Below are 13,705 nucleotides of genomic sequence, written 5' to 3' on the forward strand. Positions count from 1 at the left end.
TAAGGCAAATTGGCTGCACTCAAGTTAAGAGCCGCATTTCCAGTATTTACAGCATTATAACACAGATTCTTCTCTTTGGCATACAGTTGCCCCAAGACCCAACGGTTGCCGGCCTCGGCGCTCCCCTCCGAACCATCAGTTCTCCACGGCTTCCCCCTGCAGCTCATCCCGCGGACCGACCTCCAGAATGCGCACCGGCACGAATTCACCCCGCACTCCGCTCTTTCTTTGGGAAGCCGGAAAGAAGACCCGCAGGTAGTTATCGGTCAGCCCCTCCCACCAGCCCTGCCTCTTCCGGGACCTGCGCTCCACCAAAACCGTCATGGTTTCCCCCACGAACCGGCGCGCAAAAGAAGCTGCCAGTTCGTCCGCCAGCCGGCGCAGGCAGCTGCTCCGCCGGTCTTTGACGGGAGGGGCTACCTGCTCGGGCATCGCCGCAGCCGGGGTGCCCGGCCTGGGGGAATACTTAAAAACGTGCAGGTCACGAAAGGGAAGGGTAGCGATCAGATTGAAGGTGTTCTGAAAGTGCCGCTCTTCCTCCCCAGGGAAACCGACCAGGACATCAGTAGTGATGGCGATGCCGGGGATCATCTCTCTGGCCAGGTGAAACAGCTTCCGGTACTCCTCTGCCGTGTAAGGCCTGTTCATCCTGCACAGGATCTCGTCATCACCGGACTGCAGGGGGATGTGCAGATGGCGGCAGAGGCGCGGGGAGGTAGCCAGCAACTCCAGGAGCTCTTCCGTCACCTCTGCCGGCTCCACGGAACTCAAGCGGATCCGGAAGTTTCCGGGCAGCTCTACCAGCTCCCTCAGCAGACGGGGGAGATTGACCCCTCCCCCCAGGTCCTTCCCGTAGGCAGACGTGTGCACACCGGTCAAGACCACCTCCCGGTAACCGGCGCAGACGAGCTCGCTCAACCTCTCCTGGACGAGGTCCGGGTGCAGGCTCCTGACGCCGCCCCGGGCGTAGGGTACGGTACAGTAGGTGCAGAACTGGTCGCAACCGTCCTCGATCTTGAGAAAAGCCCGCGTGCGCCGGGGATCGTCGGGTAGGGGAAGCTGTTCAAAGTCCAGGCTACCATCCAGGGCCTCAACGGCATTAATCCCCTTCGCCGGCCACTCTCCGCTCCGTTTCTTCTCCATGGCTTCGCTCACCAGTTCCACCAGCCGGGAGCGCCCGCTCGTCCCCACCACCAGGTCGACCCCTGGTATGGAAAGCACCTCTTCGGCAGCCACCTGCGAGTAGCAGCCCAAAACAGCCACAACGGCAGCCGGGCTGCGGCCGATGGCCCGCCTGATCACCTGACGGCACTTCTGAGCGGCCGTATGGGTTACCGCACAGGTGTTAATTATGTAAACATCGGCATCCTTTTTAAAGTCGACCACCCGAAAGCCGCGCTTCCGGAAAAGCTTCATCAGGGAGGCGGTTTCCTGCTGGTTGACCTTGCAACCGAGGGTGTAGAAAGCCACCCTCTTCCCCTGTTGTTCAACCACCCAAATCACCCCATTCGTAAAGGACAAGGCTCAAGCCCACCAGTCCTGCAGTCTCGCTGCGCAGGATGCGCGGCCCCAGGCTCACCCCGCCGGCACCATAGGTACGCCCCCTCTCCACCTCCTGTTCGCTCAATCCCCCTTCAGGCCCTACAAATAAATAAACGGGAGCATGCGACGGCGGAGAGTTCCCCCGCAGGAACTCCTTCAGGCCGCATGTCTCCCTCTCCCACAGCAGGATCTTCAATGCATCAGGCTCAATACCCGTCCAGATCTCCTCAAGAGGAGATATATCCATTACCTCCGGAATGCAGACCCGGCCGCACTGCCGGGCAGCCTCCCGGGCAATGACTCTCCAGCGCTCCAGACGCTTCCTCCTTTTCTCCGGCGGAATGCGCACAACGGTGCGCTCGGTAACGGCGGGGTAGATCCTCCAGACGCCCAGCTCCGTCGCCTTCTGAATAATAAACTCGAACTTATCCCCTTTGGGGATCCCTTGAACGAGAGCCACCCTGAGATCCGGTTCAACGTCGGTATTGCGCTCCGCCAGCACCCGGGCGAAAACCCGCTGACCGTCCCGGCGGGTGATCAGAGCACAATATTCCCTCCCTGTTGCATCCCACAACAGGATCTCATTGCCCGGAGCAATCCTCAAGACACGGCAGATTTTTCGAGAATCTTCCTGCGGAAGAGGAAACTCCCGTCCCAGGGGAACGGAAGGCAAATAGAACCGATGCACCCCCATCTCCTTTCCTGGCCGGTTATCACAGGCCCCTTTCTAAAAGGTTCCCTTAACCCATAAAGGCGTCCTTCATTTTTTCAAAAAAACCCTTGCGCAACTGATACTGATCGGGCTGAACGGTGTTTTCAAACTTACGCAGCAGCTCCTTCTGCTTTTCGTTCAGCCTCGTGGGCACGACCACCTTGATCTTGACTACCTGGTCTCCCCTTCCGTAGCCCTGCAGATGGGGAATTCCCTTCCCCCTCAGGCGAAAGACGGTGCCCGGTTGCGTCCCCTCAGGTATCTTGAATTTCATCTTCCCATCAAGGGTTGGAATCTCGATGCTGTCACCGAGAGCCGCCTGGACAAAGGAAATGGGGATCTCTACAACTACATCATCCTGCTCCCGCTTGAAAACCTTGTGGGGCAGAACCTGGATCCTCACAAAAAGATCCCCCGGCGGCCCCCCGTTAATGCCTAATTCTCCCTCTCCGGCCAGGCGAAGAGCGGAGCCGGTATCAACGCCGGCGGGCACCTTCACCTTCACCCGGCGCGGCCGGCGCACCTTTCCTCTGCCGTGACAGGCGCTGCACGGGTTCTCCACGATCTTGCCCCGCCCCTGGCAGCGGTCACAGGTGCTGACCGTCTGAAAATGCCCGAAGGCAATCCTCTGTGTTACCCGCACCTGCCCGGTGCCGCCACACTTGGGGCAGGTGATGGGACGGGTTCCGGGGGCTGCACCGCTGCCGCCGCACTCCTCGCAATCCTCCCAGCGGTCGATCCTCACCTCGCGCTCCGTCCCAAAGGCGGCCTCCTCAAAGGTGATCTGCAGGTCCATCTCCAGGTCGGAGCCTCGCTGCGGGCCGCTACGCCGCCTCCTGCCGAAGGGGCTTCCAAAACCGCCGAAAAAGGCATCGAAGATGTCCCCCAGGTCGTCAAAACCGCCGAAGCTGCCGAAATCCATACCCGCGCCGGTGCCGGCGCCGGCACCGGCACCCATGTCGAAGGCGGCATGGCCGAATTGATCGTAGCGCCTCCTCTTCTCAGGGTCGCTCAGAACCTCATAGGCCTCATGGATCTCCTTGAATTTCTCGGCAGCCTCTTCCTTATTGTCGGGGTTCATGTCGGGATGGTACTTGCGGGCCAGCCTCCGGTAGGCCTTCTTGATTTCAGCCTCTGAGGCATCCCGGCTCACCCCCAGGACCTCGTAATAATCTCTTTTGCTGGCCATCTATCTCACCTTCCGGATAACCCGGTTGAGGCCGCGCCCCTATTTCTGGTCATCATCCATAACCTTGTAGTCGGCATCGACGGTCTTTCCTTCACCGCCGGGGTTTCCTGCACCGGCAGCCCCTGAAGCCCCTGCACCTCCGCCGGCCCCTTGGGGCCCGGCCTGCTGGTATACCCTGGAGGTCACTTCATAAACCGCCTTGGTCAGCTCCTCCGTCTTCCTCTTGATCTCTTCAATATCCTTCCCGTCCAGAGCCTTCTTCAGGGCGTCTTTGGCCCCATTGATTTTCTCCTTGTCGGCTGAAGAGATCTTGTCGCCCAGGTCGCTAAGAGTCTTTTCCGCCTGGTAGATCAGGCTGTCAGCCTTGTTGCGGGCATCCACCTCTTCACGCCGCTTCCTGTCTTCCTCGGCATACTGCTCGGCCTTCTTCACCATCTCTTCGATCTCCTGCTCGGAGAGATTGGTGGTTGCGGTAATGGTTATCTGCTGCTCCTTGCCGGTTCCCAGATCCTTGGCGGAAACATGGACGATACCGTTCACATCGATGTCAAACTTGACCTCGATCTGGGGCACCCCGCGCGGCGCCGGGGGAATCCCCACCAGCTGGAAGCGGCCGAGGGTCTTGTTATCGGCGGCCATGGTGCGCTCACCCTGGAGCACGTGGATGTCAACGCTGGTCTGGTTGTCTGCCGCCGTCGTAAAGATCTGGCTTTTGGATGTGGGGATGGTGGTATTGCGCTCGATGATCTTGGTCATGACACCCCCCAGGGTCTCAATGCCCAGGGACAGAGGCGTCACATCGAGGAGGACGATGTCCTTCACCTCCCCGGCCAGCACGCCGCCCTGGATGGCCGCCCCCATAGCCACGACCTCATCGGGGTTGATCCCCTTGGTCGGCTCCTTACCGAGCACCCGGCGGATGGTCTCCTGAACCAGGGGAACCCGGGTCGATCCTCCTACCAGCAGCACCTTGTCGATGTCCTTGGGCTCCAAGCCGGCATCGGCCAGAGCCTGCCGCATCGGCCCCACGGTCTTCTCCACCAAATCGGAGATCAATTCCTCAAACTTCGCCCTGGTCAGCGTCATCTCCAGGTGCTGCGGCCCTTCCGGGGTTGCCGTGATAAAGGGAAGGCTGATGGTGGTCTGAGTAACCCCGGAAAGTTCGTGCTTGGCCTTCTCAGCCGCATCCTTCAGGCGCTGCATGGCCATTTTATCTTTCGAGAGATCGAACCCCGTCTTCTTTTTGAACTCATCTATCAGGTACTTGATAATTCTCTCATCAAAGTCGTCACCGCCAAGATAGTTGTTGCCGCTGGTCGCCTTAACCTCAAAGACCCCATCCCCAAGCTCCAGGATGGATACGTCAAAGGTGCCGCCGCCCAAATCGTAGACAAGGATGGTATGGTCGTCACCCTTGTCAAGGCCGTAGGCCAGGGCCGCAGCAGTCGGCTCGTTGATAATTCGCAGAACCTCCAGACCGGCAATTCTTCCGGCATCCTTGGTGGCCTGTCTCTGACTGTCGCTGAAATAGGCGGGGACGGTGATCACCGCTTTGGTGATCTTCTCCCCCAGATAGGCCTCGGCATCGGCCTTCAGCTTCTGGAGGATCATTGCCGATATTTCCTGCGGTGTATATTCCTTTCCATCTATATTGACACGGTAATCGCTGCCCATTTTTCTTTTGATGGAGCGAATGGTGCGCTCCGGATTGGTGATCGCCTGCCTCTTGGCGAGCTCTCCTACCAGCCGCTCTCCATCCTTGGTAAAGGCCACGACAGAAGGTGTGATCCGGGCGCCTTCAGGGGTGGGAATAACGGTGGCTTGCCCGCCCTCCATAATAGCCATACAGGAGTTCGTGGTTCCCAGATCGATTCCGATAATTTTACTCATCGCTGCTTACCTCCTTTTCCGCTGATTTATCTTCGGCTGCAGGTTTTTTCGCCACTTTCACCAAGGCAGGGCGCAGCACTTTCCCCTGCAGGAGATATCCCTTTTGAATTTCCTCGGTCACGGTTCCATCGGGAAGCTCCGCTGTCTCTACCTGCTCAAAGGCTTCCTGGTAAAGGGGATCGAAGGGCTTACCAACCGACTCTATCGGCTGCACCCCCTCCTGGGTCAGTATATTGCCCAGCTGCTTGTAGATCATCTCAACACCGGTGACCAGGTTTTCCGGCAGTTGAGAGCGCGCCGCTTCCAGGGCACGCTCAAAATTATCGACAACCTGGAGCAGCTCCCGCAGTAGCGCCTCATTGGCAGTGCGGCGTATCTCCACAGCTTCTCTCTGAGTACGCCGGCGGAAATTCTCGAAATCTGCCGCCAGACGCAGATACCGCTGTTGAAGGGATTCTATTTCTTCCTCCTTGGCAGCCAACTGTTTTTTCAGATCTTCTACCTCATTCTGCTCGGCCGGGGCGGGTTCCCCATTTTCGCCGCCACCGTCTTCTTCGCTCACTGCCGCCTCTTCCGCCTGCTGCCGGTCGTCGTCGGCTTCCAGCTGAGCACGCTCCTGCAGATCTTCTCCATTACATTTCAAAATTTTTCCCTCCTCACAATCCACTGTATCCGAACCAAAAATAAAAATAAAACATTTTGTCAGCAGGGAAAAGCCCTTGCCATTTAACAGCCCTCCCCTGCTGCTGCCCCTTGCCGCCTGTCGCCAAAAGCCTCTCAGATGATGGGCTCAGCAGTGAGGACTTCGGAAAGGGTCTGCGTAATATATTCAACGATGGCAATTGCCCTGGCATAATCCATGCGCACGGGGCCCAGCAGACCGAAAGCTCCGACGGCTTTACCCCCAATGGTGTAGACGGAGGTCACAACGCTGTAATTCTTAGCCATTTCGCAATTGAGTTCCTGTCCGATTTTGACCGTTATCTGGTTGGAAGCAGTATCAAGTAAGATCGAACGCAAGGTATCCTCTTCCTCGATGAGGTTGAGGATGTTGTAGAGCTCGTTGAGGTTTCTGTATTCCGGCTGCTTGAGAATGTTCTGAGTGCCTCCCAAGTAAAGGGCATCCCCGTACTCCTCCTGCAGCACAGCCTCAATAATCTCCAGAATACGGTCGACCGCTTTGCGCTGTCTGAGCAGCTCATCGTAGACACTTTCCAGTATGGTCCGCGAAATCTCCGGGAAAGTCAACCCGCTGAAATGGGTATTGAAAACGGCTTCAATACGCTGCAGGTCTTCACTGGCCATCTCCGACGGCAGTTCGATCACCCTGGTCTCTATCCACCCGGTTTCCGCCACAATAACTACCAAGGCATTATCCGGGAGCAGAGGGATGATCTTAACCTTTTTCAGGGCGGCATACTCCAGTTGCGGCCCTGAAAGCATTATCAGATAATCGGTCATCTGCTTGACTGTTTTAATTGTCCGCTGGATCAGTTTGGCCCATACCCTTGCCTTCTGGGCAAAAATAGCCCGGATAAGCCTTTCCTCCCGTGGGGTGAGGCGTCTCTTTTTCATCAACTCGTCGACATAATAGCGATAACCCGGCTGAGACGGTATTCGCCCCGCAGAGGTATGCGGCTGTTCGATCAGTCCCATTTCTTCAAGATCCGCCATTTCATTGCGGATGGTTGCCGGGCTCACTCCCAGGTGGTACTTCCGGGCAATGGTGCGGGAGCTCACTGGTTCCGCCGTTTCAATATGGCTCTCCACGATCGCCTCCAGCACCTGCCGTTTTCTAGCGTTCAAGTGCACCGGCATCACCGCCTTCACAATTAGCACTCCCATCGCTCGAGTGCTAAGTTCTAGCAACAACATACCACCACGCCACCCTTTTGTCAATAGGAACGGGATTCCGTCCGCCAAGGAGGAGCCCCGGCTTCGAGGCGGCATCGTTATAATTTATGAAGGACAGCTCCCAATTTTATACTATTTTACACCGCAGGCAGCTTTATTTTTCATCAGACGAAGTAGGCCAGAACATAATTCGCCAGCAGCCGCCCCCGCTCCGTCAGATAGACGGCCTCCTCGCTCATCTCCATCAATCCCTCATCGATCAGAGCCGCTAACTCATCTCCGTAGAGCTCTTCAAAGGAACAACCGAAGCGTTCGGCAAATTTTCTCCGGGAAAGCCCTCGGGTGAGGCGCAGACCCATGATGACGGTGTCGGTGCGCTCCTGCTCCGGCGTCTGATGTTCCTCCAGGGCCCGGGGAAATCGACCCTGCTCCAGCAGCTCCACGTACCTGCAAACATCTGCTTCATTGGCATAGCGCACCCTCTTCCAAAAACCATGCGCCCCCGCTCCCAGTCCCAGGTAGGGCCTGTTCTCCCAGTAGCAGATGTTGTGGCGGCACTCCCTACCCGGCCGGGCATAGTTGGAGATCTCGTAACGCCCGTAACCGGCAGCCGCCGTAGCCGCGGCGGTTTCCTTCCACATGGCCACCTGTTCCTCTTCTCCGCACGGCACAATTTTCCCTGCGGCAGCATCGAGGGCCAGGGGAGTTCCTTCTTCCAGGGAAAGCCCGTAGACGGAGAGGTGTTCCGGGGAGAGAAGGAGCGCCCGCCTCAGATTCTCCTGCCACCGGGAGAGGGTCTGTCCCGGCAGGGCGTAGATCAGATCGAGGTTGATATTCTCGAATCCGGCAGCCCTGGCGGCATCATATGCCGCTTCAGTTTCGGCAACCTGATGCACCCTTCCTAAGAGCTCCAGCTCATCCTGATGGAAGGATTGGGCTCCGATGGAGAGACGGTTTGCCCCCGCCTCCTTGAGGGCGTTCAGCTTCTCGGGAGATAGCGTTCCCGGATTGGCTTCGACGGTGATTTCGATATCCTCAGCCCAGAGAAAATGGCGGCGGCAGGCAGCCAAAACCCGGCTCAGGAGTTCCGCCGGGAGAAGGGTAGGGGTACCCCCGCCCAAGTAGATGGAGCCGAGGGCTTCTCCTCGGCAGAGAGGAGCATAAAGAGCGATTTCCCTCTCCAGGGCAGCGACGTACCCGGTGGCAAGGCTTTTCCCTTCCTCTCCGGCAGGAAGGGGGGAGGAGTTAAAGGCACAATAGCGGCACTTTCGCAGGCAGAAAGGAAAATGGAGGTAGAGGGCGATCACTCCTTATCAACCTGGAGCACTGCCAGGAAAGCCTCCTGCGGTATTTCCACCCTACCCACCTGCTTCATACGGCGTTTCCCCTCCTTTTGCTTCTCCAACAGCTTGCGCTTCCGGGTAACATCACCGCCGTAGCACTTCTCCAGAACGTTCTTCCGCAGCGCCCTGACCGTCTCCCGGGCGATCACCCTCCCCCCGATGGCCGCCTGGATGGGGACATCGAAAAGCTGTCTGGGAATCAGTTTCTTAAGTTTTTCCACCAACAGGCGCCCCTTCTGCTGGGCCTGGTCACGGTGGACGATGACCGAGAGGGCATCCACCACCTCGTTGTTCACCAGGCAATCCAGCTTTACCAGATCTGAGGAGCGGTACCCCGCCAGCTCATAGTCAAAGGAGGCATATCCCCTCGTCGCTGATTTGAGGCGGTCGAAGAAGTCAAAGATGATCTCGGCCAAAGGGAGCTCATAGGATATCTGCACCCGCTGCGGGGAAAGGTAGTTCATCTCCCGAAACTCCCCCCTCCTGTCGTGCAGGAGTTCGAGAACCGCCCCCACATAATCGGCAGGGGTGATCACGCTCGCACGAACGTAGGGCTCCTCGACGGTGGCGATGTCCCCGGCGTTGGGCCAGAGGGCAGGGTTGTCGACGCTGACGACTTCCCCGTTCCGCTTGATCACCCGGTAGACCACGTTGGGAGCGGTAGTAACCAATTCCAGTCCGTATTCCCGCTCCAGCCTCTCCTTGACGATTTCCATGTGGAGAAGCCCCAGGAAACCGCAGCGAAAGCCAAACCCTAAGGCCGCAGAGGTCTCCGGTTCGTAATGAAAGGAAGCGTCATTGAGCTTCAATTTGCCCAGGGCGTCCCGCAGGTTTTCAAAATCGGCGGCCTCCACGGGGTAGAGCCCGCAGAAGACCACGGGAAGAACCTTCCGGTAGCCGGGTAGGGGCTGGGGAGCTGGCCTCTCGGCACCGGTAATGGTGTCCCCAACCCGGGTGTCCGAAACCTCCTTGACGCCAGCGGCCAGATACCCCACCTCACCTGGGCCGAGCTCGTCGAGGGCCTCCATTTCCGGCGTAAAGATGCCGACCTCTGTAACCTCGTAAACCTTGCCCGTAGCCATCATCTTGATCTTCATGCCGCGCCGCACCCGGCCCTGGAAAACCCGGATATAGGAAATAGCCCCCTTGTAGGAGTCAAAGTGGGAGTCGAAGATCAAGGCCTGGAGAGGAGCAGCTGCCTCACCTCGCGGCGGGGGAATGCGCAGCACCAGAGCCTCCAGGAGCTCCTCAACCCCCAACCCCTCTTTGGCAGAGACCTGGAGGATATTTTCCGCATCCAGGCCCAGCACATCCTCGATCTCCCGCGCTACCCTCTCCGGCTCCGCAACCGGGAGGTCGATCTTGTTGATCACCGGGATGATCTCCAGGTTGGCATCCGCCGCCAGGTAGGTGTTGGCGATGGTTTGAGCTTCCACCCCCTGGGTGGCGTCAACCACAAGGACTGCCCCTTCACAGGCGGCCAGGCTCCGGGAAACTTCATAAGTGAAATCCACATGGCCGGGGGTATCGATCAGATTGAGGATATACTCCCGGCCGTCGCGGGCCCGGTAGCGCATCCTGACCGGAGTCAGTTTAATGGTGATCCCCCGCTCCCGTTCCAGATCCATCTGGTCGAGGACCTGGTCGACGATCTTTCTGGAGCGGAGGGTACCGGTCAATTCGAGAAAGCGGTCGGCCAGTGTGGATTTGCCGTGATCGATATGAGCGATGATACAAAAGTTCCTGATTCTCTCTTGATCCATATTTCATCACCTTCCCCCCTGAATGGCGCCGGAGCGCCTGTGGAGGCCAAGACGCCTTTTCGCCAGGTTCAACACCAGCTGAAACTCATCCAAATGAAGCAGAATGGCCAGCAGAAAATAAACCAGAACTCCTGAAGCAACGGCACTCCCTACGGCAACCAACTGCGCTGTCTTGGTAGCGATCCCCAACAGATCCTGGAGACGGCTGACAACCTCATAGGCCACACCTCCCATGATCAGGGAGGCGGCACAAGATCCCAGGCCGGACAGGATGATCCTCCTCCCGTCCAGGTGGCCGAGCTTGATGCGGAGAAGCGCGAGCAGCACCAGCATGTTGACAATCCCTACCAGAGAATAGGCCAGAGCCAGGCCGCTGTGTCCCATGGGCTTGACCAGCCAGATGTTGAGGAGGATATTGAGAAACACCGTCCCGATCCCCACCAGGACCGGCGTTCTGGTATCCCGGAGGGCATAGTAAACCCGCGTCAGCACCATAGCCCCGGAATAGCCGACGATCCCGAAGGAGTAGTAAAAGAGCGCCGCCGCCGTGGCCAAGGTGCTCTCCGGGGTGAACTTACCCATCTGAAAGAACAGCCTGATCGCCGGGAGGCCGATGGCCAGTAGCCCCGCCACACAGGGGATGGTCAGGAAGTTGGTCGACCTGATCCCCAAGGAGATCGTGCGGCGAAAATCCTGCCAGTTTTGCCGGGCAGCCTGCTCGGTGAGGGTCGGGAATATCGCCGTCCCGATAGCCACCGCAAATATCCCTATGGGAAGCTGCATGATCCGCTGGGCGGTGCGCAGGGCCGCCAGCTGCCCGCCGGGAAGGTTAGAAGCCAGGTTCTGGCTCACGAAGAGATTAAACTGAGAGACGGAAAGCCCGATGAGAACCGGGAAAACCAGGGCTCCGATCTGCCTCATCCCGGGGTGCCGGAGGTCGAGCAGAGGCTTAAAGCGCAGCCCCAGGCGCAAGAGAGGAGGCAGCTGGACGGCAAAGTTCATAACCGCCCCGACGACCACACCGACGGCAAAGGCCACGATCCCCAGGCGCGGCCCCAAAAGCCCCCCGATCACCACTACCGAGAGGTTGTACAAAACCGAGCCCAGGGCCGGTGACGTGAAGTGCTTGTAGGAGTTCAAAACCCCCACGGTCACTCCGCTTAAGCCCATGAAAAAGGTCTGAATGAACATGATCCTGGTCAGATACACGGTCATATCAACCTCACCGGGGCTGAAGCCGGGAACCAGGAGGCGTACCAGCTGCGGGGTAAAAATCATTCCCAAGGAGATGGCAGTCACCATCAGCATAACCACCAGATTGAGCAGGCTGCTCGCCACCCGCCACCCCTCATCCTCTTCACCCCGTGCGAGGTAACCACCGAAAACGGGTATAAAGGCAGAGCTGAGGGCTCCCCCGATGAGGATCATGTAAATAAAGTCGGGTATGGAAAAGGCGGCATTATAAATGTCGGTGATCCTGTTCTGCCCAAACTGGGCATAGAGCAGGACGTCCCGCACATAGCCCAGCAGCCGGGAAAGGATCATGGCAACGGTGATGATCCCCACTGCACGAGCAATCTTTTCACCCTCGGACATCTCATTCTCCTCTGTCAATAAAATAGGGGCACTCAAAGTAGATATTATCACTTTGTGCCCCACAACAAAAGTATCCTTTGTGACATCCTCCCCTCAATGAATTGAGGGGCATCCTCAAGCGCGAGATGGCAGCTTTCGCCGCAGGTTAGCCAGCATTCCCCGGATGATCCGGATCATCACCTTGGCCTTAAGGGGTGTCACACTCCCCTTTCTCGCAGGGTCATGCCCCGAGAGCATCGAGCGCTCTAGCGGCTATGTTTATAGCTCCAACTCTGTCCGCATCAGACTGGTAGCCGCATTTCGTGCATTTGAACCAGCCCTGCTTCTTCCGATTGTAGCGGGAAACATTCCCGCACTTGGGGCATGTCTTAGAAGTCTCCTTGGGATCGACGTAGATTACGGGCACGCCTTGAAGCGCAGCTTTATACTCGATGAACGAGGCCAGCTCCCGGAAGTTCCAGCCCGACATCATCCGGTTGAACTTCTTGGATCCTTTGGTCCGTTCCCGGATGCCCAGCAGGTTTTCCAATGCAATCGCCTTGCTTTCAGCTTTCGCGATCTCGACAATACGCTTGGAAATACAGTGGTTGATATACCGCATCCATCTTCGTTCACGACCTGCTTCTTTCTTGACACGGGACAGTCTCCCTACCTGCTGGAGCGCTTTCCGCCGTTCTGCCCAACGCTCTTTTCGCCACCTTATCTGGCGGCCATCAAAGAAGATGTTGTTGGACAGCACGGCCAGTTTGACGATGCCGAAATCGACCCCAATAATGCCGCCCGGCTCCTTATAGGATGTTTTATAAACCAGTGATTTTTATAAACCAGTGATATTGAAACGTACCATTCACCACTCTCCCTCTGCCATATCTCCATAGACCCCTGTCGACAGGAACCTCCTGCCAGGTCTTGGAGCCTTCTGGCGTGGTACTCGGAAACAGCAAGAGGCATGGTTATCTGGCTTCTGCCGGAGGAGACGGGAAACTTGATAACCGATGTTCCCGATGGTAGCTGGTGAAGAGAGTAGCAGTCCTGCCGCACCATTACCGGAATTGTTTTCTCAAACTTAGGTGGTCCGGCCTTTTTGCCCCTGCGCTTGTGGGAAAGATAGGAGCGCTTGGCGGATAACGCTTTGAGCATGGCGCACTGGAGCGTGCCCCGATTAAGGTCGAAGAGGTCACGCGCTCGCTGGTAGGTTTCCCGGTTTAACCGGGTACGGCTGGTAGTATTGAGAATTTCTGCTTGTTCCAGAAACCAGGCACATGCTTGCCTGTAGCTTTCTAGCATTCGGCTCATTTTCTCCAGTTTGCCTTTGTTGGGCTTAAGGAGCTTGACTCTTAGAGTTACCGTCTGCATTTGGGCCTCTCCTCCGGTTTGCTTAAACTATAGCACAACCGGAAGTATAAACCAAGCCGCCATTCATCCCTTGATTGAAATCAGGGGCATTCTGGCAGGAAATTTGTAAATTGCCCGCATATCCACCCGCATTCCTCTCAAGAGCCCGGTTCCCAAACCACCTTTCTGATAAGTAGAAGCTGATTAAATGCGGTCATTTCCTGAAGTTGTCGGTCAAGACTTCCTTTACCTCTTGGAGGCAACTGCGGCAGTCGTCCATCAGCTCCGCGACGCAGGCAGAAGCCCTCACAGCAGCCTGCCGGAGGGTTTCCCCCTCAATGGTCAGGCAACCTTCTTCCGACCCCTGCAGCCGGCGCATATTGTAGTCGGTCAGAAAGAGCCCCCCGGCCAGCGCCAGCAGAATCACGGCAATGAGCAGAAAGCGACCAGGTCTTTGCAATGCCTACACCTCCTGCAATGT

The 13,705-nt window shown here is 57.5% G+C and carries 12 protein-coding genes; all 12 read right to left on the reverse strand.

What is annotated here, in order from left to right; translation table 11 throughout:
- Positions 1-135: 135 nt before the first annotated feature.
- Complete coding sequence (gene mtaB, locus TPH_RS10445) at positions 136-1,494, reverse strand: tRNA (N(6)-L-threonylcarbamoyladenosine(37)-C(2))-methylthiotransferase MtaB (RefSeq protein WP_201764448.1); 1,359 nt, start codon at positions 1,492-1,494, stop codon at positions 136-138.
- Positions 1,487-2,236: a 16S rRNA (uracil(1498)-N(3))-methyltransferase gene (locus tag TPH_RS10450; protein ID WP_081578661.1), complete on the reverse strand. Its 750-nt coding sequence runs from the start codon at positions 2,234-2,236 to the stop codon at positions 1,487-1,489. Before TPH_RS10450 ends, mtaB begins: the two co-directional genes overlap by 8 nt.
- Positions 2,237-2,282: 46 nt before the next feature.
- Positions 2,283-3,443 carry a molecular chaperone DnaJ gene (gene dnaJ / locus TPH_RS10455; RefSeq protein ID WP_015051179.1) on the reverse strand — a complete coding sequence of 387 codons (1,161 nt, stop codon included), beginning with the start codon at positions 3,441-3,443 and terminating at the stop codon, positions 2,283-2,285.
- Positions 3,444-3,482: 39 nt separating this feature from the next.
- Positions 3,483-5,333 (reverse strand): molecular chaperone DnaK, encoded by a 1,851-nt coding sequence (dnaK, locus tag TPH_RS10460; RefSeq protein ID WP_015051180.1) that lies wholly within the window; start codon positions 5,331-5,333, stop codon positions 3,483-3,485.
- Positions 5,326-5,976, reverse strand: a complete 651-nt coding sequence (gene grpE / locus TPH_RS10465) for a nucleotide exchange factor GrpE (RefSeq protein ID WP_015051181.1) — start codon at positions 5,974-5,976, stop codon at positions 5,326-5,328. The genes dnaK and grpE overlap by 8 nt, the downstream gene beginning before the upstream one ends.
- 134 nt (positions 5,977-6,110) lie before the next feature.
- Positions 6,111-7,163 (reverse strand): heat-inducible transcriptional repressor HrcA, encoded by a 1,053-nt coding sequence (hrcA, locus tag TPH_RS10470; protein ID WP_158502683.1) that lies wholly within the window; start codon positions 7,161-7,163, stop codon positions 6,111-6,113.
- Between the two features lie 188 nt (positions 7,164-7,351).
- Positions 7,352-8,494 (reverse strand): radical SAM family heme chaperone HemW, encoded by a 1,143-nt coding sequence (gene hemW, locus TPH_RS10475; protein ID WP_015051183.1) that lies wholly within the window; start codon positions 8,492-8,494, stop codon positions 7,352-7,354.
- The gene (lepA, locus tag TPH_RS10480) at positions 8,491-10,293 is read right to left on the reverse strand and encodes a translation elongation factor 4 (protein WP_015051184.1); all 1,803 of its coding nucleotides are present in this window, start codon (positions 10,291-10,293) and stop codon (positions 8,491-8,493) included. The genes hemW and lepA overlap by 4 nt, the downstream gene beginning before the upstream one ends.
- A gap of 6 nt (positions 10,294-10,299) precedes the next feature.
- Positions 10,300-11,889 (reverse strand): murein biosynthesis integral membrane protein MurJ, encoded by a 1,590-nt coding sequence (murJ, locus tag TPH_RS10485; RefSeq protein ID WP_015051185.1) that lies wholly within the window; start codon positions 11,887-11,889, stop codon positions 10,300-10,302.
- A gap of 220 nt (positions 11,890-12,109) precedes the next feature.
- Positions 12,110-12,628: an RNA-guided endonuclease InsQ/TnpB family protein gene (locus TPH_RS10490; protein ID WP_051435787.1), complete on the reverse strand. Its 519-nt coding sequence runs from the start codon at positions 12,626-12,628 to the stop codon at positions 12,110-12,112.
- The gene (locus TPH_RS10495; protein ID WP_015051187.1) at positions 12,589-13,245 is read right to left on the reverse strand and encodes a transposase; all 657 of its coding nucleotides are present in this window, start codon (positions 13,243-13,245) and stop codon (positions 12,589-12,591) included. Before TPH_RS10495 ends, TPH_RS10490 begins: the two co-directional genes overlap by 40 nt.
- A gap of 193 nt (positions 13,246-13,438) precedes the next feature.
- On the reverse strand, positions 13,439-13,684 hold the full coding sequence (locus tag TPH_RS10500; protein WP_015051188.1) for a hypothetical protein: 246 nt from the start codon (positions 13,682-13,684) through the stop codon (positions 13,439-13,441).
- Positions 13,685-13,705: the final 21 nt, after the last annotated feature.

The sequence above is a fragment of the Thermacetogenium phaeum DSM 12270 genome (genome assembly GCF_000305935.1).
Classification (GTDB): Bacteria; Bacillota; DSM-12270; order Thermacetogeniales; family Thermacetogeniaceae; genus Thermacetogenium; species Thermacetogenium phaeum.